Source organism: Duganella aceris, from assembly GCF_011090165.1.
Classification (GTDB): domain Bacteria; phylum Pseudomonadota; class Gammaproteobacteria; order Burkholderiales; family Burkholderiaceae_D; genus Rugamonas; species Rugamonas aceris.
The window spans coordinates 212,272-234,488 of sequence record NZ_JAADJT010000004.1 but is presented as its reverse complement, the minus strand read 5'-3'; the positions used below and the strand labels follow the sequence as shown (position 1 = coordinate 234,488).

At 64.6% G+C, this 22,217-nt stretch carries 19 protein-coding genes; 6 read left to right on the top strand and 13 right to left on the bottom strand.

Going from position 1 to position 22,217, the window contains the following annotated elements; all coding sequences use genetic code 11:
• Positions 1-24 precede the first annotated feature (24 nt).
• From GW587_RS10630 to GW587_RS10620, 3 genes are all read left to right on the top strand, one after another.
• Positions 25-2,277, top strand: coding sequence for an arginine/lysine/ornithine decarboxylase (locus tag GW587_RS10630; protein WP_166102170.1), 2,253 nt, complete (start codon positions 25-27; stop codon positions 2,275-2,277).
• Between the two features lie 458 nt (positions 2,278-2,735).
• On the top strand, positions 2,736-4,499 hold the full coding sequence (locus GW587_RS10625; protein WP_166102167.1) for a DUF1800 domain-containing protein: 1,764 nt from the start codon (positions 2,736-2,738) through the stop codon (positions 4,497-4,499).
• Between the two features lie 10 nt (positions 4,500-4,509).
• Complete coding sequence (locus tag GW587_RS10620) at positions 4,510-5,946, top strand: DUF1501 domain-containing protein (protein ID WP_166102165.1); 1,437 nt, start codon at positions 4,510-4,512, stop codon at positions 5,944-5,946.
• Here the strand turns inward: GW587_RS10620 and GW587_RS10615 are convergent, their stop codons facing one another.
• The 3 genes from GW587_RS10615 to GW587_RS10605 all read right to left on the bottom strand — a co-directional run bounded on the left by GW587_RS10615 (position 5,947) and on the right by GW587_RS10605 (position 8,147).
• Complete coding sequence (locus tag GW587_RS10615) at positions 5,947-6,858, bottom strand: intradiol ring-cleavage dioxygenase (protein ID WP_166102162.1); 912 nt, start codon at positions 6,856-6,858, stop codon at positions 5,947-5,949.
• 67 nt (positions 6,859-6,925) lie between these two features.
• Positions 6,926-7,594, bottom strand: a complete 669-nt coding sequence (locus GW587_RS10610) for a hypothetical protein (RefSeq protein WP_166102160.1) — start codon at positions 7,592-7,594, stop codon at positions 6,926-6,928.
• Between the two features lie 28 nt (positions 7,595-7,622).
• Complete coding sequence (locus GW587_RS10605) at positions 7,623-8,147, bottom strand: Spy/CpxP family protein refolding chaperone (protein ID WP_166102158.1); 525 nt, start codon at positions 8,145-8,147, stop codon at positions 7,623-7,625.
• A gap of 174 nt (positions 8,148-8,321) precedes the next feature.
• Between GW587_RS10605 and GW587_RS10600 the strand changes: the two genes are divergently transcribed.
• A complete protein-coding gene (locus GW587_RS10600) occupies positions 8,322-9,014 on the top strand; it encodes a response regulator transcription factor (RefSeq protein ID WP_166102155.1) in 693 nt (230 codons plus the stop codon).
• Positions 9,015-9,018: 4 nt separating this feature from the next.
• Positions 9,019-10,605: a sensor histidine kinase gene (locus tag GW587_RS10595; RefSeq protein ID WP_166102152.1), complete on the top strand. Its 1,587-nt coding sequence runs from the start codon at positions 9,019-9,021 to the stop codon at positions 10,603-10,605.
• Here GW587_RS10595 and GW587_RS10590 read toward each other — a convergent pair.
• From GW587_RS10590 to GW587_RS10570, 5 genes are all read right to left on the bottom strand, one after another.
• A complete protein-coding gene (locus GW587_RS10590) occupies positions 10,595-10,948 on the bottom strand; it encodes a FlxA-like family protein (protein WP_166102149.1) in 354 nt (117 codons plus the stop codon). The genes GW587_RS10595 and GW587_RS10590 overlap by 11 nt on opposite strands.
• Before the next feature lie 91 nt (positions 10,949-11,039).
• On the bottom strand, positions 11,040-11,606 hold the full coding sequence (gene dcd / locus GW587_RS10585; protein ID WP_166102146.1) for a dCTP deaminase: 567 nt from the start codon (positions 11,604-11,606) through the stop codon (positions 11,040-11,042).
• A 56-nt stretch (positions 11,607-11,662) separates the two neighbouring features.
• Entirely contained in the window at positions 11,663-12,499 is an 837-nt protein-coding gene (locus GW587_RS10580; protein WP_166102143.1) for an alpha/beta hydrolase, read from the bottom strand.
• 68 nt (positions 12,500-12,567) lie between these two features.
• Complete coding sequence (locus tag GW587_RS10575; protein WP_166102141.1) at positions 12,568-15,054, bottom strand: DNA internalization-related competence protein ComEC/Rec2; 2,487 nt, start codon at positions 15,052-15,054, stop codon at positions 12,568-12,570.
• Between the two features lie 128 nt (positions 15,055-15,182).
• Complete coding sequence (locus GW587_RS10570; protein ID WP_166102138.1) at positions 15,183-15,611, bottom strand: LysR substrate-binding domain-containing protein; 429 nt, start codon at positions 15,609-15,611, stop codon at positions 15,183-15,185.
• Here GW587_RS10570 and GW587_RS10565 point away from each other — a divergent pair.
• Entirely contained in the window at positions 15,610-15,768 is a 159-nt protein-coding gene (locus GW587_RS10565) for a hypothetical protein (protein WP_207393427.1), read from the top strand. The genes GW587_RS10570 and GW587_RS10565 overlap by 2 nt on opposite strands.
• A gap of 101 nt (positions 15,769-15,869) precedes the next feature.
• On the opposite strand, the gene GW587_RS10560 is transcribed toward GW587_RS10565, so the two are convergent.
• The 5 genes from GW587_RS10560 to GW587_RS31265 form a co-directional block, all read right to left on the bottom strand.
• Positions 15,870-18,509 (bottom strand): TonB-dependent receptor, encoded by a 2,640-nt coding sequence (locus GW587_RS10560; protein WP_166102136.1) that lies wholly within the window; start codon positions 18,507-18,509, stop codon positions 15,870-15,872.
• A gap of 115 nt (positions 18,510-18,624) precedes the next feature.
• The gene (locus GW587_RS10555; RefSeq protein ID WP_166102133.1) at positions 18,625-19,425 is read right to left on the bottom strand and encodes a TatD family hydrolase; all 801 of its coding nucleotides are present in this window, start codon (positions 19,423-19,425) and stop codon (positions 18,625-18,627) included.
• A gap of 6 nt (positions 19,426-19,431) precedes the next feature.
• The gene (gene lolD / locus GW587_RS10550) at positions 19,432-20,127 is read right to left on the bottom strand and encodes a lipoprotein-releasing ABC transporter ATP-binding protein LolD (RefSeq protein ID WP_166102130.1); all 696 of its coding nucleotides are present in this window, start codon (positions 20,125-20,127) and stop codon (positions 19,432-19,434) included.
• Complete coding sequence (locus tag GW587_RS10545) at positions 20,120-21,385, bottom strand: lipoprotein-releasing ABC transporter permease subunit (protein ID WP_166102127.1); 1,266 nt, start codon at positions 21,383-21,385, stop codon at positions 20,120-20,122. Before GW587_RS10545 ends, lolD begins: the two co-directional genes overlap by 8 nt.
• A gap of 119 nt (positions 21,386-21,504) precedes the next feature.
• Complete coding sequence (locus tag GW587_RS31265; protein WP_229259387.1) at positions 21,505-22,209, bottom strand: PEP-CTERM sorting domain-containing protein; 705 nt, start codon at positions 22,207-22,209, stop codon at positions 21,505-21,507.
• Positions 22,210-22,217 lie beyond the last annotated feature (8 nt).

Sequence of the window (22,217 nt, the reverse complement as noted above, 5' to 3'; positions counted from 1 at the left end):
CGGCTTGCTTTTTTGGAGACATGCATGAAATTTCGTTTCCCCATCGTCATCATCGACGAGGATTTCCGTTCCGAGAACACGTCCGGCCTGGGCATACGCGCACTGGCCGATGCAATGGAAAAAGAAGGCATGGAAGTGGTGGGCGTGACCAGCTACGGCGACCTGTCCCAGTTCGCCCAGCAGCAATCGCGCGCGTCGGCCTTCGTGCTGTCGATCGACGATGAGGAATTCGGCGCCGGTTCGGCCGAGGAAACCGACACCGCGCTCAAATCGCTGCGCGCCTTCGTCGAAGAGATCCGCTACAAGAACGCCGACATCCCGATCTACCTGTACGGCGAAACCCGCACCTCGCGCCATATCCCGAACGATATCCTGCGCGAACTGCACGGCTTCATCCACATGTTCGAGGACACCCCGGAATTCGTCGCGCGCCACATCATCCGCGAAGCCAAGTCCTATCTCGACGGCCTGTCGCCGCCGTTCTTCCGCGCGCTGGTGCACTACGCCAACGACGGTTCGTACTCGTGGCACTGCCCGGGCCACTCGGGCGGCGTCGCCTTCCTGAAGTCGCCGATCGGCCAGATGTTCCACCAGTTCTTCGGTGAGAACATGCTGCGCGCCGACGTCTGCAATGCGGTCGAGGAACTCGGCCAGCTGCTCGACCACACCGGCCCGGTCGCCGCGTCGGAACGGAACGCCGCGCGCATCTTCAACGCCGACCACTGCTACTTCGTCACCAACGGCACCTCGACCTCGAACAAGATGGTCTGGCACTCGACCGTGGCGCCGGGCGACATCGTCGTGGTCGACCGCAACTGCCACAAGTCGATCTTGCACTCGATCATCATGTGCGGCGCGATTCCGGTGTTCCTGATGCCGACCCGCAACCACCTGGGCATCATCGGTCCGATTCCGCTGGAAGAGTTCACGATGGAAAGCATCATGCGCAAAATCGAGGCGAACCCGTTCGCCCGCGAAGCCAAGAACAAGAAGCCGCGCATCCTGACCATCACCCAGTCGACCTACGACGGCGTGGTCTACAACGTGGAAACGCTGCGCGAAATGCTGGACGGCCAGATCGACACGCTGCACTTCGACGAAGCTTGGCTGCCGCACGCCACCTTCCACGATTTCTACAAGGACATGCACGCGATCGGCAAGGACCGTCCGCGCGCCAAGGAGTCGATGATCTTCTCGACCCAGTCGACCCACAAGCTGCTCGCCGGCCTGTCGCAGGCCTCGCAGGTGCTGGTGCGCGAATCGGAGACTGTCAAGCTGGACCGCGACGCATTCAATGAAGCCTACTTGATGCACACCTCGACCTCGCCGCAGTACTCGATCATCGCCTCGTGCGACGTCGCGGCGGCGATGATGGAAGCGCCGGGCGGCACCGCGCTGGTGGAAGAATCGATCCTCGAAGCGCTGGACTTCCGCCGCGCGATGAAGAAGATCGACCAGGAATGGGGCAAGGACTGGTGGTTCCAGGTGTGGGGACCGGACAAGTTCTCCGACGAAGGCATCGGCTCGCGCGAAGACTGGATCATCAAGGCCGAGGACGACTGGCACGGCTTCGGCAACCTGGCGCCGAACTTCAACATGCTGGACCCGATCAAGGCCACCATCGTCAACCCTGGCCTGTCGCTGGATGGCCAGTTCGCCGAGAGCGGCATTCCGGCGTCGATCGTCACCAAGTACCTGGCCGAGCACGGCGTGATCATCGAGAAGTGCGGGCTGTACTCGTTCTTCATCATGTTCACCATCGGCATCACCAAGGGCCGCTGGAACACGCTGCTGACCGCGTTGCAGCAGTTCAAGGACGACTACGACAAGAACCAGCCGATGTGGCGCATCCTGCCGGAATTCGCGGCCGCCAACCCGACCTACGAAGGCATGGGCCTGCGCGACCTGTGCCAGCAGATCCATGACTTCTACAAAGCCTACGACGTGGCGCGCCTGACCACCGAGATGTACCTGTCGGACATGATCCCGGCGATGAAGCCGTCGGACGCGTTCGCCAAGATGGCGCACCGCGAAATCGAGCGCGTCGCCATCGACGAGCTGGAAGGCCGCATCACCTCGATCCTGCTGACGCCGTATCCACCGGGCATTCCGCTGCTGATTCCGGGCGAGCGCTTCAACAAGACCATCGTCGACTACCTGCGCTTCGCGCGCGACTTCAACGAGCGCTTCCCGGGCTTCGAGACAGACGTGCACGGTCTGGTCAAACGCGAAGTGGACGGCAAGCGCGGCTACTTTGTTGATTGCGTCAAGCAATAAGCAGTAAACCGTAGCAACAGGCGGCCCGGTCGTAACTCGACCGGGCCGTTTTGCATTATGGAATCAATTTTTTACCAAAAATCGATTCGAAGCTATCATTTTGCAATCTTAATTTGCTGAGAAAAAGTATCATCAACACAAATAAAATACCTTATAGCTAACTCTAATTACTTAAGCCTAATTTTAGAAATAAGCAAATAAAATCTCGGAAAAGTATACAATGACAAGATATTTGACGCGTAAACGCGACATTATCAAAAATTAATTTTCGTTTCCCCTAATGAACTGTCATCTAAATTCGGCCTTCTTCGCCTAAATTTTGCATATTTGATTGACGAAAAAGCAAACTTGTCAAACTTCACGAAATCGGTTATTTCATCTTAAAACATTACACAATAAAATTGGGCCTTCTGAAATTCCACGAGGAATTATTGATGCAGCTCAAGTTTCCAACCCTAATGTATGCAGTACTGATTTTTGGTCTCAGTGCTTGCGGCGGCACCACCGCGCCCGCAGACGTCAACGGCGAGACCAACAGCGTCACAGCAACCAGCGCGCGTACGGTGATGGGAGGCCGCTCGCTCGCTGCGGAATTGCCGTCGCTCACCGCCGCTTCGGTAACGACCGGCGACGCGACGACGGCAGCGGTTTCGGCAGGCGTGACGCCGGCCGCCGCCTCTCAATTCCTGGCCCAGGCGACCTTTGGTCCCACCGAAGGTTCGATCGCCGAGGTCGCCTCGATCGGCCCGGAAGCGTGGTTCGACACCCAGTTCCGCAAGCCACAATCGCTGCACCGCATCGCCCTGGATCAACTCCGCACGACGCTGGCGCCAGGTTTGAAGGTCACACCGCCGGCCTTCTACAATTCGTTCTGGCGTCAGGTGGTGACCGGACCGGACCAATTGCGCCAGCGCGTCCAATTCGCCCTGTCGCAAATCTTTGTGATTTCCTTCGACAGCAATGTCGCAACCTTCCCGCGCGGCGGGGCCGCCTACTACGATATGCTGGGCCAGCAAGCCTTCGGCAATTTCCGCCAATTGCTGGAATCGGTGGCGCGTCACCCGATGATGGGCATCTACCTGAGCTACCTGCGCAATCAAAAGGAAAGCGACACCCGCACACCGGATGAAAACTTCGCGCGCGAAGTGATGCAACTGATGACCATCGGTCTGTACCAACTGAATCCCGACGGGATGCCGAAGCTGGTAAATGGCAAACCAGTGGAGACTTACACCGCCGCCGACGTTGCCGGCCTGGCCAAGGTATTCACCGGCTGGAGCTGGGCCGGTCCGGATCTGAGCACGGCGCGCTTCCTCGGCGGCGTACCGGACGCCGACCGCGACTGGAAACCGATGCAGAACTATCCATGGTTCCATTCGACGTCTGAAAAACGCTTCCTGGGGAAAACCATCAGCGGCGCCACCACCGGCGAGGCGGACTTGAAAGTCGCTCTGGATACCCTGTTCCAGCACCCCAATGTGGGTCCGTTCATCGGCAAGCAGTTGATTCAGCGTTTAGTCACCAGCAACCCGAGTCGCGCTTATGTTACCCGGGTCTCCGCAGTCTTCGCCGACAACGGCGCCGGCGTGCGGGGCGATATGAAAGCCTTGATCAAAGCCATCCTGCTGGATCCGGAAGCCCGTGCCGTGGGTGTCAGCGGACGCGAAAAAGTGCGTGAGCCGGTGCTGCGTCTGGCCAACTGGATGCGCGCGTTCAAGGTCAATTCGCTGTCCGGCAACTTCAACATCGACAATACCGACGATCCGTTGAGCGCGCTGGGCCAAACGCCGCTACGCTCGCCGTCGGTGTTTAATTTCTTCCGCCCAGGCTACGTCCCGCCGAATACGCCGATCGCCACCGCCAACCAGGTGGCGCCGGAAATGCAACTGGTGTCCGAGCCGGAAATCATCGGCTACCTGAACTACATGCAGATCGCTATTGCGTATGGCATGGGCGGGGGGCGCGACATGGTGCCGAATTATGTGTCGGAGATGTCCTTGTCCAACCAGCCGGAAAAGCTGGCGGATCGAATCAATTTATTAATATTGAACGGCAATATGTCGGCCGGGTTACGCGCGCAAATCATCGCCGCGATCAACGCCACCCCGATTCCGGTGGCCGCCGGCACCACCGCCGAGGCCCAGACGACCGCCAGGTATCATCGCGTCTATATCGCGATCTACCTGGCCATGATCTCCCCCGAATATTTGATCCAGAAGTGAGTACCCGACCATGACCACTCCAAATACCTCGCGCCGTCGCTTTCTGGGCCAGATGCTGGCAGCCACCGGCAGCAGCGCGCTGCCCTTCACGTTGAACCTGGCCGCCATGAGCACGGCGGCGGCGGCCACCGCGACCGACTACAAGGCGCTGGTTTGTCTGTTCATGAATGGCGGCAACGACGGCCACAACACGGTACTGGCGACCGACAGCACGTCATGGAACGACTACGTCCGCCTGCGCACCACCACCGACAGCGGTTCCATCGTGCTACCTGGACCAAGTGCCGCCGGCGGCGTGTTATCGATCAAGCCCCTCACCGCCCAAGCTGGCCGCACCTTCGCGCTCCACCCTAGCATGGGACCGCTGAAACAGCTGTTCGATGGCGGCAGCGCGGCGATTTTGGCCAACGTGGGTACGCTGGTGCAGCCCACCACCAAGGCGCAGTACGCCGCCGGTACCACCACGCTGCCGTCCAAACTGTTCTCGCACAACGACCAGACGTCCGCATGGCAAGCCTACCAGCCGGAAGGCGCGGCCTATGGCTGGGGCGGCCGGATGCTGGATATCCTGGCGTCGGCCAATTCAGCCCCGACCTTCGCCTCGATTTCGACCTCCGGCAGACCGATTTTCTTGTCGGGAAAGGCCATTCGCCAATACCAGCTGCTGGCCGCCGGCGCCGTGCCGGTGCGCGCCTCGACGGGCATGTTGTACCACGCTCAAAACATGAGCAACCCGTTGTTGTCGGTCGCCGCCGCCAGCAGCAACTCGGTATTCGAAAAGACCTATACGGACGCGCTGAACCGTGCCGTCGCAGCGCAAGGCACGCTCAGCGGAGTCATGCTCGCGGCGGGCGCCGGCGGCATCCCCGACCCCACGCCTTACGTCAACCCACTGACCAAGGCGTCCGGCGTCAATCCGCTGGCGGTGCAATTGCAGACCGTGGCAAGGGTGATTGGCGCCCGCAACGCGCTCGGGCTCAAGCGTCAGGTGTTTTACGTGTCCATGGGCGGCTTCGATACGCACGACGACCAGATCTCCTTGCAGGCAGATTTGCTGGCGCGCCTGGCGCACGCCATCGATTATTTCAACGGCGTCATGACTTCGTTGCAAGGCACCGACCTGCGCAAGCAGGTCACGCTGTTCACCGCGTCCGATTTCGGCCGTACCTTCAGCAGCAACGGCGACGGGACAGACCACGGCTGGGGCTCGCACCACTTCGTGGTCGGTGGCGCGGTCAAGGGCGGCAATATTTACGGCGCCTTCCCAACCACCGGTTTGGGCCATGAGCTCGACGTCGGCTCCGGCGCCCTGCTGCCGACCACTTCGGTGGACCAGTACGGCGCCACGCTGGCCAGCTGGTTCGGCCTCACCGCCACCGAAATCGCCGACGTTTTCCCGAACATCGGCAACTTCAGCACCCGCAACCTGGGCTTTATGACCGCCTGATCAGACGGCCACGCCGACCGTCAGCGTCACGACGTAGCCGTCGGTGACGTTGCCGGTGACGGTGCCCATCTGCAGCGAGTAGCCGTCGCTGAAGACGTTGTCGCTCGCCAGGCTGATCTGCGCCATGTTGCGCACGCTGGCGCTGTAGCCGCTGGTGGCGTAGACCTCGTTGCAGGTCGCGACCGGGAAGGTGAACTGCGAGGTCTTGATGCGGTTCGCGGCGCTGGTGCTTTTGGCCAGCGTCGGGTAGATCTCGAAGTGCACGTGCGGCACCCGCCCCGAGTAACAACCCGGGAAAATCGACTGGAAAGTCACGCTGCCGCTGCTGTCGGCCGCTTGCACGCCGCGCAGGTAGTTTTGATTGGTCACGCCGCTGGAGTACAGCGAGTACAGGCCGTCCGCCGTGCAGTGCCACAGGTAGACCGCGTAGCCTTCCAGCACGGCGCAGCTGCCGTTGGTGTTGACGATCTGAAGCTTGATGGTCAGCGGCACGCCGGTGGCGACGCCGGTGGCGCCGTTGAAACTGCTGCGGATGTCGCTGCGCACCACGCCCGATTGCGTCAGTACGTTGACCACGCTGCCGTTGGCGGTGTTGGTGCCGTCGCCGGGATACGGGCCGCCGGTTTCTTCCGGGATCGCCGCGCAGGTGCCGCTTGCGGGCGTCGTGGTGGTGGTGGTGGTGGTCGTCGTCGTGGTCGGGGTGGTGACCGTCGGCGTGGTGGTGGTGGCCGTCGAGGTGGTGCTGCTGCTGACGCTGTCGCTGCCGGAACCGCCGCCGCAACCGAGCACCGGCAACGCCGAGGCGCCGGCCAGCAGCCAGCGCAGCGTCTGGCGCCGGTCGCTGGCGAGGTTGAACATGGCGCTCAGATCGGCCGCCAGGCTGTGTTCATGCGTATCGTCATGGAATTCCATACCTACTCCTGCTTGGGTGAGAAAACCGCCGCGTCGCTCCCGGCGGCGCGGCTTTGTCATCGGTGAATTAAACGCTGGTGTTGACCAGATTGCCGCTGCTGCCGCTGCCGCCGACCTTGGTCGACAGCGCTTGCAGGAAGGCCTCCAGCTTGCTGGCGGCGTCGGTGCCGCTGGTGCTGTCGGTGCCGCTGGCGTCGTCGGTGCTGGTGGTGCTGGTGCTGCTCGTGCCGCCCAGCTTGTCCAGCAGGTTGGCGAAACTGCTTTCCAGTTCGCTGACGGCGTCGCTGCCGTCGCTGCTGGTGGAGGCGTCGGCCGTGCCGGAGGTCAGCTTGGACAGCAGGCTTTGCAGGTCCGACTGCAATTTCCCCGGGCCGCCCGAGCCGCCGCCCTGCTGCTCGCCATATGGCGGCGGCGCGTCGGCGCTTTCGCTGTTCTGCGCGTGCAGCGCGCCCATCAGACTTTGCAGGAAGCTGCCCAGCGCGGCGGCGACGTCGGTGGTGTCCGTGGTATCGGTGCCGTCGGTGCCAGAGGCCGTGGTGGTAGTGCCGTCGCTGCTGCTATCGCCGATGCCGACGGACTTCAGCGCTTCGGCGATCGCGTCGGCGAAGCCGCCGCCGGCCGGCGGTGGCGGCGGGCGAACGCCCTGGGCGCTGCTGGCGGAATTGGTGCTGCTCAGGCGGCTCAGGAAGCTGAGCTGGCTGGCGGCGCTGGTGGAACTGACGGCACTGATCGACATACGTTTCTCCTCTGGTGGGTGAGTAAAATCAAGGACGCGCTGGACGGCCCGGCTTGCCTTCGGCCTGTTGTTTGCGCTGTTCCGGGGTCAGCACCGCCAGCAGCTTTTGCTGGGTGCGCACGTGTTGCAGCGCGATGTTGGATTCGGCGGTGGCTTCGGCCTGCGCCAGTGCGACCGCCTTGGCGTCGTCGTATTTGTCGGCCCTGGCCAGGGCGCGCAGCGCTTCGTGCGCCTTTGCGGCGGCGCGGGACTGTTCGCGCAGGTAGGGTGCTTCGGCGTGCAGAATCGTGAAGACCTTGTCCTCTTGCGCGTCGCTCAGCTCGATGCCGCGGAAGAATGGCGGGCGGCCGGGGCCGAAGCCAGGACCGAAGCCGGGGCCGGGGCCGTGCTCTGGACCGCCCTGCTCCGGGCCGCCGCGGCCCGGGCCGTCGTGGTCGTCGCCCTGCATCGCAGGTGGGCGGCCGGGTTCGCCATCGTCGGCGCGGGCGGGGCCGGTGGCGGCGAACAGCGGCAGCGCCACGATCGCGGCCAACAAGATGCTAGGTGTTTTCATGCAAGGAATCCTCAGTTGGTAGAGAGCTATCATTCTCGGATCCGGCCGTGTAAAGTGCGGTAAGGGCAAGGTAAATCAGGGTAAAGACGGCTTGTAAAACCGGGTAAATCGGGGATAGTCGGTGCGTGGCGGCTGCTATCATGGGCGATTACATGTAAAGAAAACGCGCGGCAAATGAAGAGCAAAGTACTGCTGATAGACGACGACATCGAACTGGTGGGCATGTTCAAGGAGTACCTTGAGCAGGAAGGTTTCGATGTCAAAGCCGTGCACGACGGCGAGGCCGGCACCGCCGAAGCCTTCACCGGCCTGTATTCGATCGCCATCCTCGATGTGATGATGCCGCGCATGAACGGGCTGGAGACGCTGCGCCGGATCCGCACCAACAGCCAGTTGCCGATCCTGATGCTGACCGGACGCGGCGACGACACCGACCGCATCGTCGGCCTGGAGCTGGGCGCCGACGACTACGTCGCCAAGCCGTGCACCCCGCGCGAGCTGACCGCCCGCATCCGCGCCATCCTGCGCCGCGCGCAGAGCGCGCCGGTCGACAGCGGCGCGCAAGCCTCGTTGACCGTCGGCCAGCTGACCATGTGGCCGGAGCAGCGTCGCGCCGCCTGGGCCGGCGCCAAGCTGGAGCTGACCAGCACCGAATTCAATCTGCTCGAAGTATTGGCCCGCAACGCCGGCCGCCCGGTCAGCAAGAACACCCTGTCCGAGCAAGGCCTGGGCCGTCCGCTGGCGCGCTTCGACCGCAATATCGACGTCCACCTGAGCAGCCTGCGCCACAAGCTCGGCACCATCGCCGACGGCCGTTCCTGCCTGCAGACCGTGTACCGCCTGGGCTATCAGCTGATCAAGGAGTAAGCCTGTGGGCCGTCTGTTCTGGAAGTTTTTCCTCGCCATCCTGTTGGCGCAGCTGGCCGCGACCGCCGGCTTCGGCGGCGCGCTGTGGCTCAAGAACCGCAATCAACAAACCACCCCGGTGGTGCTGGACACCAGCCCGCCGGCCGAGATGGCGATCAACTCGGCCGCCGCCACGCTGGAGTACGGCGGCGAGCAGGCGCTGCGGCGCATGCTGGAGAATATGGACCGGCATCGGGTGTATGCGGTCGACCAGCAGGAGCATGAGCTGCTGGGCCGCGCCGTCAGCCCGACGACGTTGCGGGAATCGCGCGTTCGCCTGAAGGAAGAAGGCAAACGCCGCGTGGTGCGTGAGGTGGCGGCGCCGGACGGCAAGCGCTATCTGCTGTTCCTGCCGTACGGCGAGCGTCTGCGCAGTCTCGAAGCCGAGACGCGGCCGCTGCTGGCCGGCCTCGCCAACGCCGCGCGCGGCGGCGGACCGGGTCCGGATTTCGCAGCCGATCGCTCACGCCGCGGTGAAGGCTACGGCCCCGGCCCAGACTTCAACGCCGGCGGAGCCGCCGGCCCCGGCGCGGCCGGGCGCGCGAGCCCGGACATCGGCGCGGGCCCCGCCCCCGGCGGTCCCGGCATGCAGGGCGATCGCCACGACATGGGCGGCGATCAACGCGGCGGTCCCTGGGGCCCGCGCTTCCAGCCGCTGGCGCCGTGGGCGCCGGTCGCGGCCGCCACCGTGGCCAGTCTGCTGGTGGCGGTGCTGCTGGCGTGGTACTTCTCGCGCCCGATCCGCGCGCTGCGGCAAGCCTTCGACGCCGCCGCCAGCGGCGACCTGGCGCCGCGCTTCGCCACCGCGTCCGGCAAGAGCGGCACCGAGCTCAACGATCTTGGCCGAGACTTCGACCGCATGACCGCGCGTCTGCGCAGCCTGATCGATGGCCAGACCCGTTTGCTGCACGACGTCTCGCACGAATTGCGCTCGCCGCTGGCGCGCTTGCAGGCCGCCATCGGTCTGGCCTACCAGCAGCCGGAAAAATGGAGCGCGTCGATGGAGCGCATCGAACGCGAGAGCGTGCGCATGGACAAGCTGGTCGGCGAGTTGCTGACGCTGGCGCGGCTGGAAGCCGGCGCCATCCGCGCCAGCCATGAAGAAATCAGCATGGCCGAGCTGCTCGACCAGATCGCCGACGACGCCCGTTACGAGGCTGAAAGCCAGCGGCGCGGCGTAGTGCAGCTCGGCGATGCCGACGTGCTGGTCGCCGGCCAGGCCGATTTGCTGGGCCGCGCCATCGAGAACGTGGTGCGCAACGCTATCAAGCACAGCCCAGAGGGCGGCGAAGTCCAGCTGCAATCGAGCATCCAGGCGGAGGCGCGGCAACTGCGCATCCTGGTGCTGGATCGCGGACCGGGCGTGTCGCCGGCCGACCTGGAGACCATCTTCCAGCCCTTCTTCCGGGCGAGTAACGCCAGCACCGAGGGCCACGGCCTCGGCCTGGCGATCGCCCAGCACGTCATCGAAGCGCACGGCGGAAGCATCAAAGCCACCAACCGTGCGGGTGGTGGCTTGTGTGTGGAGATGATATTGCCGGTTAAGCGGTAGTGTCGATCACGCTGCCGATGGTGGCGTAACGCGACTTTTCGCTATCGGCGCCGGTGCTGATGCTGGCCGACGATTGCTGCTTGGCCTCGGCCGCGGCCTGCGCCTGCTGCGCGGCCTTCTGCGCGGCGGCCGCCTGCAATTGGGCGATCTGGGCCGAGATCGATTCTATCTGCGTTTGCAGCAGCTGCGCCTTTTGCTTGCCGGCGTCGGAGGTATCCTTGGTCGCTTCGAGCAAATCCTTCTGCGCTGCCTGCAACTGCTTTTGCAACGCCGCGATGGCGCTGCCGCTATCCGAGCCGCTGCTGCTCGCGACGGCCGTGCTCGATCCCACTGCTGTGACCATGTTTCACCTCCATTAATTTGTTCATTAATGACATTATCGGCAAAACAAAAGCGGGCCGTAGCCCGCCTGGTGTAAAGACAGGTAAAGGAGCTTAGGCTTTCGGCAATGTTACGCCGTGCTGGCCCTGGTACTTGCCGTTGCGGTCCTTGTACGACACGTCGCACACTTCATCGCTTTCGAAGAACAGCACCTGTGCGCAGCCTTCGCCGGCGTAGATCTTGGCCGGCAGCGGCGTGGTGTTGGAGAACTCCAGCGTGACGTAGCCTTCCCATTCCGGCTCGAACGGCGTCACGTTGACGATGATGCCGCAGCGCGCATAGGTCGACTTGCCCAGGCAGACCGTCAGCACGTTGCGCGGAATGCGGAAGTACTCGATGGTGCGGGCCAGCGCGAACGAGTTCGGCGGAATGATGCAGACATCGCTCTTGATGTCGACGAAGGAGTTCGAATCGAAGTTCTTCGGATCGACGATGGTGCTGTTGATGTTGGTGAAGATCTTGAATTCGTCGGCGCAGCGGATGTCGTAGCCATAAGAGGACGTGCCGTAGGAGATTACCTTGCGGTCGCCTTCCATGCGCACCTGGTCCGGGTAGAACGGCTCGATCATTCCGTGCTGCTCCGCCATACGGCGTATCCATTTATCGCTCTTAATCGTCATCGCAAGGCATTCCTAAAATTGCTGAGGGGGCGCGGCTGCGCCGAATGCACGAGATTTTACGCTAAAGCTTGGCTTTTCTGAACAGTTTTGAGCGATTCCCCGCCCAGCAGACCGGCGATCATTTCGCGGGTCGCCTCGGCGGCGGCGGCCGGATTCTCCATCGGGAACAGATGGCCGCCGGGAATGATGCGGAAATGCTCGCCGACCAGCGCCTGCGTGTGACCCAGGCCCGACTGGCTGGTCTCCCACGAATCGATGCCGCCGATGAAGCCGATCGGCGCCGGGAACGGCTTGCGCACCAGCTTTGGCAGATGGTGCGGCAAGGTGGCGTAGACCTTGGTCTCCTGCTCGCGGGTGAAGCGCAGTTGCACGCCGTCGGGATGCGGCTTCAGTCCGCTGTCCATGTAGTCGGCCAGCACGCCGGGCGCCCAGGCAGCGAACAGGTCCTTGCCGGCGAAATGCTGGTAGGCCGCTTCCGCGCTGGGCCACACGTTGCGGCGGCGGATCGAGAACTTGGCCGGCGCGACGCTGTTGGCGCGGCCGCTCAGCTTGATCAGCCGCCACGCCAGCGCGCGCCAGCCGGCGACCACCGGCGCGTCCAGCATGACGACGCAGCGCACCAGGTCAGGCCGGGCGTGCGCCACCATCAGGCTGAGCATGCCGCCCAGCGAGTGGCCGACCAGGATCACCGGTTCGGTGTAGCGCGTGGTCAGTTCGTTGATGTATTCATCGACCAGTCGGGGCCAGCCGTCGGTGACCGGGTAGCTTGGGTTGTGCGCGTGCATGTCGAGCGCCTGGATGTCGAAGTCATCGGCCAGCAGCGCGAAGTATTGGCGGTAGACGCCCGCCGGATAGCTGTTGGCGTGGGCGAAATGCAGCTTGGGCTTGCTCACAAGGTCTCCATATGGTTATTTTTGACCAATTGTAATGGCAGTTCCCGGAATTGGCTGGTGGAAAGGCTCTAATCCCGCGCGCTCCAATAGCGGGCGCGGACTTCGCGCTGGCTTTCGATCTGGATCTCCTCGCCGAACTTGATGGTGAGCGCACCCGCTTGATCGGTACGCAGGCGTTGGATGTGCAGCTCGGCGTAGCGTTGGTAGACTTCCTTTTTCGGATGCTGGTAGCGGTTGCGGTAGCCCACCTGGAATATCGCCGCCTGCGGGCGCACGGCCAGCAGAAAGGCCGGCGTCGAGCTGGTGCCGCTGCCGTGGTGCGGCGCCAGCAGCACGTCGGCCTGCAGGCGGCCGGCGTCGCGCTCCAGCAGTTGCGCCTCTTGCGCGGCTTCGATGTCGCCCGCCAGCAGGATCGACTTTCCTTTGGTGCTGACCTTCAGCGCGCAGGTGCGGGCGTTGGGCTTGAGCGTGGCGTCCGCGTAGCTGGCTGGTAGCGGGTGCAGCATTTCGAAGCGCACGCCATCCCAGGTCCAGCCCTGCCCCGCCGCGCACTGCACATGCTGGCGCGCCGCCTTGGCGACCGGATGCTCGCGGCGCAGCGACGACAGCATCCAGCCGACCTTGACGCCGTCCAGCACCGACAGCGCACCGCCGGCATGGTCGGTGTCGCTGTGGGAGATGACGACGCCATCCAGCGCCGCGACGCCGCGCGCGCGCAGGTAGGGCAGGATGATGCGGTTGCCGGCGTTCGATTCCGGGCCGTAGGATGGGCCGGTGTCGTACAGCAGCCGGTGGCCGCTGGTTTCGATCAGCAGCGCCATGCCCTGGCCGACGTCGAAGGCGGTGACGGTCATGCGGCCCGGGTCCGGATGCGACGGCTCGGCGGCCAGCAGCGGAATCCAGGTCGCCAGTCCAAGCCAGCGCACCGGCCAACCGCGCGGCGCCAGCAGCCAGATGGTGCCCAGCATCGCCCAGCAAAACAGCCAGAACGGCGGCACCGGCGCTGTCCAGACGGCGTAGCGCAGCGCGCTGAACCATTGCAGGCAGGCCGCCAGCCACTCGACCAGCAGATGCGCGAGACCCAGCACCGGGTCCATCAACGGCGCGGGCAGCATGCTGCCGACCAGCGCGAGCGGCGTGACCACGAGGCTGATCAGCGGGATCGCCACGGCGTTCGCCAGCGGGCTGACCACCGACACCTGGCCGAACAGCAGCATCGTCAGCGGCACCAGGCCGAAGGTCACCGCGTACTGCGTGTGGGCGGCGGCGCGCAGCGCGTGCCACAGTTTTTCGCGGCGCGCGGCCAGCGACGACGGCGCGGCACCGGGCGCGCGCTGCGGCGGTGGCCCGGCGATGGGCTCGCGTTGCGGCGTACCGCGCAGCCGGGGCGCCGTGCGCCGGATCACGCGGCCGACCGTCGCATACAGGATGATGGCGACCGCGCCGAACGACAACCAGAACCCGGGCCACAACACGGCCCAGGGATCGATCATCACCACCACCCCCAGCGCGACGCACAGCACGTGCGAGACGCCGGCGATCCGGTTCAGCCACAACGCGGCGGCAACGACCATCAGCATATACAGCGTGCGCTGCGCCGGCACGCCGAAGCCGGCCAGCAGCACATACAACAACGCCGTCGCCGCGCCGACCAGGGCCGCGACTTTTTGCGCCGGCAGCAGCAGCGGCAAATGCGCGCCGGTGAAAAACGAGTGCCGCCACAAGGTGAAAGCCGCCAAGGCGAACAGCCCCGCCACCATCGTAATATGCAAGCCGCTGATGCTGACAAGATGCCCGATCCCGGTGCGGTTGAAGACCTTCCAGTCCCATTGGTCGATGCCGCGCTGATCACCGACCACGAGCGCGACGATCACGCCGGCATACGGCCTACCCGGCAGCGCGGCGAGGATACGGGCCCGCAGCAACGCGCGTCCATGCTCGACGACGTTGCCGGGACTGAAGACGAAGCTGTCCAGCCGGCGGTTGTCGCGGGCCTGCCGCACATAACCGGTCGCGCGCACGCCCTGCTCCAGCAGCCACGCCTCATAGTCGAAGGTGTAGGCATTAGCGTTGCCGTGCGGCCGCTGCAAGCGCACCGTGAGCCGCCAGCGCTCGCCGGGCTGCACGTCGCCGACTTCGGCCGCCCTGGCCGTCTCACCGCGATAACCGGAATACCAGGACACCGCGATACGCGGCGGCACCCGGCCCGGCGCGTCGAGCACCCGCTCCACGGCGAAATTGAAGCGGACGCCTTGCGCGAAGCGATACGGCAGATTATCGATGGTGCCGATGACGGTGAAGTCGCGCCCTTCATCCTCGGCCGCCAACTGCGGCGCCAGCGCGCGATGCGCCAGCCAGGCGGCCCAGAGAAAGCCGGCGGCCGCGCCGGCCAGCAGCGCCGCCCAGGGACGCCAGGCCGACGGCATCCGCCGCATAAAAATCAACCAGACCGGCAGGACGGCGGCGGCCGTGGCGATCAAGGAAACGGCGGGCAGTGTTGCCCGCATCTGCAAGCACGCCGCGCCTGCCGCAAAGCCGATTATCGCCATCCGCATAGCATCGCCTCCCTCCCGGCGATACTACGCAAACAACCACGGCGGCACGCTCGCAAGCCGCCGCCGTTTGATGCGGATCAGTTCAGCGGCTTGACGATCGCCTGGGCCAGCGGCCCATCCGGTGCGGATTATGGCCGGTCACCAATCGGCCAACTCGGCGGCGGCAGCATCTTCAGGCGCGGATCCCTGGCGATCCGATCGCAAATGAGTCGCGGCAGCGTCGCGCAGTAATCGGTGATGGCGATGATTTCCGGCACCGCCAGAAAGTGCGTGACCGAAATCGCAAGCTCGCGCCGCAAACCATGCTGCTTCAGCGTCTGGAACAGCCCGATGCGCATGCGGCCCGGCGGCAGCACATTGACATGCCGCATGCGCTCGTACTGCTCCTGCGAGATGCTGTCGCCGAGATCGGGGTGGTCGGCCCGCACCACGCAGGCCAGGCCATCGTCCATCAGGTGCTGAATAATCAGGTTGTCCGGCGGATCGACCATGCGGCCGATCACCATGTCGGTGGTGCCCGATATCACGCCGGTTTCGGACAGGTCGATTCCGACCATGCAGGTGCGGCTGACCACGCTGGCGCCGGAAGCGCCGTTGCTGATGGGCGCGATGACTCTGGCGGCCTGCAACCTGGGCAACGCGATGGGCGCCTGGGCCGGCGGGGTAACGATCGACGCCGGCTTCGGCCTGACGGTGATCGGCACTCGCCGCTAAACTCCGGGGTCAGAGCTAAAAACTGGACACGGGCTCTACCGTAGCGGACGCTACGGTAGAGCCCGTGTCCAGTTTTTAGCTCTGACCCCGGAGTTAGGACATTACAGCTTCCAGCGCAGCGACAGGCCGATCACGCGGTCGTAGCGGCGGATGTCGCGCGGATTGGAGGCGATCCCGTGGTAGTCGTTGTACGTGCGGTCGGTCAGGTTCTCCACGTCCAGCGTGACGCCGACGTTGTCGCTGATCTTGTACGTGATCGAGGCGTCGGCGGTCTTGATCGGGTCGACGATCAGGTCGAAGCCGAGTCCGCGATAGTTGTACGTGTCGACGAAACTCGAGCGGTAGTTGTACGCCAGCCGGCCCGACCATGGGCCGCGCTCGTACAGCGCGACCACGTTGTAGGCGTTCTTCGACATGTTGACGAACGGCGTCTGCACCCCTTCGTCGTCCAGGTGCCCTTTCATGTACGTGTAGTTCGCCTCCAGCCCGAAGCCGTTCAGCCAGCCCGGCAGCCAGTCGTAGAACTGGCGGTAGGCCAGCTCCACGCCCTTCAGCTCGCCGCCGTTCAAGTTGCGCGGGCGGTCGATCAGGTAGCGGATGCCGTTGACGGTCTCGAACGTCGAGCGGCGGATCACGTAGTTCTTGAAGTCGTGCCGGAACAGCGTGGCGGTCAGGCTGCCGGTCGGGGCGAAGTACCATTCACCGGCCAGGTCGACGTTGGTGCTTTCGATCGGCTTCAGGTCCGGATTGCCGCCGGTCGCGGTCGGGGCGACCGTGCCGCCGCCGCCGGCGTTGTAGGTGGTGCCCGGATTGAAGTCGCCGAACACCGGACGCTGGATCGCTTTCCCGGCGTTGAAGCGGGCGATCAGGTCCGGCGTCAGCAAGGCCTTCAAGGTCAGGTTGGGCATCGCGTCGGTGGTCGAGGTGCTCTTGCTGACCGCGATCGGCGTCAGCACGCCGTCGGTGTAGACGCCGTTGAAGCCGTTCACATCCAGCTCGGTGCGCACTACCCGCACACCGGCCGTGCCTTCGACCGGCACCGCCGCCAGGTTGAAGCCGAACTTGGTCTTGCCGTAGATCGCGGTGGTGTCTTCCTGGTTCTTGTACAGCGAGAACGGGTCGGCCGGCTGGCGGCCGGCCGGGCGGCCGAACAGCACCCGCAACTGGTCGAGATTGGTGTGCAGGTAGCCGGCGCAGGGCGTCTGCCATTGCGCCAGGCCGTAGTCGTTGGCCATTTCCATCGATGGACACGACAGGCCGGGCAGCGAGGCGACGGAGGGCACGCCGCCGGCCGGCACCGCGATCAGGCCGTTGCTTTCGTGCTGGTAGGATGCCTTGCGCTTCGCGATCCGCGTGCCGAACGAGAATTCGCGGAAGAAGCCGTCCGTGCCGGGGTTGTAGACGACGTCGGCGCGCCAGTCGTTCGACTGCCCGTGCGAACTGCTCCAGTTGTCGAACAAGGTATTCATGCGGAAGTTCGCCGGGTTCATCATGTCGTAGCCGGGATACGTGAAGTAGCCGCCGCCGTTGCGGTAGGTCTCGCCGTGCACCGTCGGCGGCGAGGCCAGGAAGTCGAGGATCGGGAACTCCTCCTTCCATTTGCTGTTGGTGCGGGCGAATTCGGTGCTGACGGTCCAGTCTTCGTTGACCTTCCAGCGCGCGCCGATGGCGCCCTGGTGGGTTTCGGAGTCGTCGTTCGGCGCCTGCGTCGACGACAGCGAGAACGGATTCGAATTCGGGCTGGTCACCGTGGCGATCTGGTTGGTGCCGGGGATCAGCGTGTACTGCGAGCCGGCGTTCCAGCCCAGGTTGGCGACGAAGAACTGGCGCTGCGCGTCATGGTCGATGCGGGTCGACCAGCCTTCGGCGAACACTTCGACTTCGCGGTTCGGCCGCCATTGCAGCGCCCAGTTGGCGGCGAGGCGTTTGCGTTCGCCCTGGTACAGCACGTGGCCGAGGTCGAACGGGCCGGTGACCGGCGAGGCGGCGCCCAGCACCTTCTCCGGCGGCGAGTTGAAGGTCACTTCGTCGTGGTAGTTGCCCTTCTGGTAGGACAGGCCCAGCAACGCGCCGACCTCGCCGATGCCGGTGGTCCAGCGGTTGCTGATGGTGCCCGACACCTGCGGGTCGTTGGTCTTGGATTTGTCGCGGTTCTCGACCCGGCCGGCGATGTTGGCGCTGAAGCCCTTGTTGTCGAACGGACGCGCGGTGCGCACGTCGATCACGCCGGCGGTGCCGCCCTCCACCATCTCCGCGCCCTGCGTCTTGTAGACGTCGACCCGCTGCAGCATGGTGGTCGGGATGTCGGCCAGGTACAGGCTGCGGCTGTTGGAGGTGTAGACTTCGCGGCCGTTGAGCAGCGTCACCAGGCCGGACAGGCCGCGGATCACCACCGAGCTGGCCTCGCCGAATTCGCGCCGGATCTGCACGCCGGAGACGCGGCCCAGGATCTCGGCCACGTTCTTGTCCGGGAACTTGCCGGCCTCCTCGGCGACGATCGAGTCGATCACTTCGTCGGAATTTTTCTTGATCGCTTGCGCGCTTTGCGCGGCGCGGCGCACGCCGCTGACCTGCACCGTGGTCAGCGGCGCGGCCTGGTCCTTGTCGGCGGCGGCTTGCGCGTCCTGCGCCCACACGGATGCGCTGCTGAGCAAGCCCGCGCCGAGCAGCAAGGCGGTCGATATCTTGAGGGTGAATGGGCGTGCGGCATGCGCCGCGAGGCGGCCGGTGTGGTGGTTCATATTGTCTCCCTTTGTAATTTTCTAGTGCAGTTTTAGCACTGCTGAAAATCATCTTATGGAGATCACAACAAACGATCCAATCGTTTTTTTTCACCTCCCGATACTCTTTTGCGTATCACTTGCCTGGGAGATGCATGCGCGGCATGGCCGCCTGGGCGCTGGCGGTGGTCACGCTTTCCACCTCCGCCAAGGGTATGCCGCGCAGCTCGGCGAGCACCGCGCCGATGCGCGGAATCTGGTCCGGCGAGTTGCGGCCGGGGTGGATCCAGCTCGGGGAAATGTCGGGCGCGTCGGTTTCCAGCACGATGGATTCAAGCGGAAGTTCGCTCGCCATGCGGCGTATTTGCAACGCCCGGGTAAAAGTCATGGCGCCGCCGAAGCCCAGCTTGAAGCCCAGCTCAATATAGCCCTGTGCTTGTTGGAAACTGCCGTTGAAGGCGTGCGCGATGCCGCCGGCGGGCCGGATCTGGCGCACATGCTTGAGCACCACGTCCTGCGAGCGGCGCACGTGCATCAGCACCGGCAGCTCGAAGTCGCGCGCGATCTTCAGCTGTTCGCGGAAAAAAAAGATTTGCTTGTCGCGCATCGCCGGCTCGGTCAGCATCGGGATGAAGAAGTCCAGGCCGATCTCGCCGAGGGCGACGAAGCGCGCATCGCTCAGCGCGGCTTCGACCCGCACCCGCAGCAGGCGCAGGTCGTCCTCGTCGGCGTGCGGCACGTAGATCGGGTGGATGCCCAGCGCGTAGCAGGCGTTGTCGACGCTGGCGGCCAGTTGCGCCACCACCTCGAAGTTGGCCTTCTCCACCGCCGGGATCACGATCATGCCGACACCCTGCGCCCTGGCCCGCACGGCCTGCGCCGCCGATTCGTCGCCGAATTCGTGCGCGTCGAGATGGCAGTGGGTGTCGATCCACATGGCGGCTTACTCCAGGTAGGGCTTGAGGCCTTCGTCGGTCAGGCGCAGCACGCGGTCGCAGCGGCGCGCCAGTTCGATGTCGTGGGTGACGATGACGAAGGCGGTGCCCAGCGTGCGCGACAGCTCCAGCATCAGGTCGAAGATCTGCTGCGCGGTGGCGTGATCGAGATTGCCGGTCGGTTCGTCGGCCAGCACGCAGGCGGGCTGCGTCACCAGCGCGCGCGCCAGCGCCACCCGTTGCCGCTCGCCGCCGGACAGCTCGCCCGGCACGTGCGTCACGCGCTTGGCGAGGTTGACCCGGGCCAGGATCTGCTGCGCCACCGTGGTGGCTTCGCTGCGCTTGACGCGGCGTATCATCAGCGGCATCGCGACGTTGTCCAGCGCCGTGAATTCCGGCAGCAGGTGGTGGAACTGGTAGACGAAGCCCAGCGACGCGTTGCGCAGATCGCCGCGCGCGGTTTCGTTCAGGCTGGCGAAGTCCTTGCCCAGCAGGGTCACGCTGCCGCTGGTCGGCGTATCCAGTCCGCCCAGCAGGTGCAGCAAGGTGGACTTGCCGGAGCCGGAGGCGCCGACGATGGCCACGCGCTCGCCGCGCCGCACGTCGATATCGATGCCGGCCAAGACCTTGACCGAGTAGGCGCCCTGGGTGAAGGTCTTGCCGAGGTTGCGGCTGGACAGAACAACTGGTTCAAGATTACTCATAGCGCAGCGCCTCCGCAGGTTTGACGCGGGCGGCCCACCAGCTCGGGTAGATCGTGGCCACGAAGGCCAGCACCACGGCCACGCCGCCGATCTTGCCGACGTCCGGCCAGCGCAGGTCGGACGGCACGGTGCTGATGTAATAGATATCCTTCGACAAGAACTGCACTCCCAATAAATGTTCGATAAACGGCACGATGACGTCGATGTTGAGCGCCACCAGCACGCCGCCGGCCACGCCCAGCGCGGTGCCGAGGATGCCCACCAGCGCGCCCTGGATCATGAAGATCTTCATGATCGAGCGCGGCGAGGCGCCCAGCGTGCGCAGGATGGCGATGTCGGCCTGCTTGTCGGTCACCGTCATCACCAGCGTCGACACCAGGTTGAACGCGGCCACCGCGATGATCAGCGTCAGGATGATGAACATCATGCGCTTTTCGGTCTGCACGGCGGCGAACCAGTTGGCGTTGAGCTTGGACCAGTCGCGCACGATCAGGTCGCCGGACATGGAGTTCTTCAGGTCCTGCGCCACCTGCGGCGCGCGATGCATGTCGGACAGGCGCAGCCGCAGGCCGGCCGGCGCGTCCATGCGCAGCAGTTTCTCGGCGTCGGTCAGGTGGACGAAGGCCAGGCCGGAATCGAATTCGTTGTGGCCCGCTTCGAAGATGCCGACCACGGTGAAGGAGCGCAGGCGCGGCAGCACCCCGGCCGGCGTCGGCTGGCCCTGGGCCAGCGCCAGCGTGACCTTCTCGCCGAGGTTGACGCGCAGCGAGCGCGCCAGCTCGATGCCCAGCACGATGTTGTAGGTGCCCGCCTGCAGCGCGTTGAAGTTGCCGCGCTTGGTCTGCTTGGCGACGTCGGAGACGTTCGGTTCCTGCTCGGGCAGCACGCCACGGATGATGGCCGGACGCAGCACGTCGTCGCGCACCAGCATGCCCTGGGTTTCGGCGAACGGCGCGGCGCCGATCACTTCGGGATTCTTGCGCGCCTGGGCCGCTTCGGCTTCCCAGTTCGGCATCGAGCCACGCGCGTCGAAGATCTCGACGTGGGCCAGCACCGACAGCATGCGGTCGGTGACTTCCTTCTGGAAGCCGTTCATGACCGACAGCACCACGATCAGCGCGGCGACGCCAAGGCCGATGCCGGCCATCGAAATGAGGGAGATAAAGGAGATAAAACTATTGCGGCCGCTGCGCTTGCCGGCGCGCGTGTAGCGCAGTCCGACCAGCCATTCAAACGGCAAATTCTTGAGAATACTCATGGGCTCCGCAGGGATCAACGTGATTGAGCCCGCAGTGTGCCATATAAATAGGATTTCATGGGTGAAACGCCGCACCCAGCCCGAAAAACCGGGCGCGGTGCGGCGTTTTTAAGCACGAATTAAGCTGCGAACTTTTCGGTGCGGCGGGTGTTGCGGCGGCCCATGAAGCCGATCAGGCCCAGGCCGGCGGCCAGCATGGCCCAGGTGTCGGCTTCCGGCACCGCCGAAACGCTGATCAGATCCTGCGAGCCTTTGCTGCCGGCCACGCCGTTGAAGGTCGTGTAGTTGTATTTGCCGAGTACGGTGTAGCCGTCGATACCGAGCAGCATGTTGTTAGCGGCGGACACGTATTTGTTGGACAGGGAGTTGTAGAGGTAGTCGCCGCTCGTGATATTGGCGTTGTCCGCAACAATTTCCCACAGCGCCAGCTGGAAGGCCACGCGGTTGACCTTTTGAATGGTAGGGTCGGCGTTGGTCAGCGACGCGTACTGCGTCTCGAACAGGGCCTTGACCATGGTGTCGCGGCTGGCGTGGGCCGCGTCGTTAAAGAAGGTCAGATTCGAGGTCGTACCTTGTTGGGTATAAACCGTGCCCTGCGCCTGTTCCACCAGAGGCTCGATGCAGAAGGCCAGGATGTGGTTGCCCAGCGTGGTGCCGGTCAGGTCGTAGACCGCGACGTCCAGCGTGTCGCCGGTCCAGGTGGTGCCGGCGGCGTTGACCGTCGCATGGCCGGCGTTGCTGTAGTGAATAGCGGCCTGGCCGGCGGTGGAGAATGCCAGGGCGGCGGCGACGGCGATGGTTTTCAGTGCGAATTTGATGGTCATAATATTTT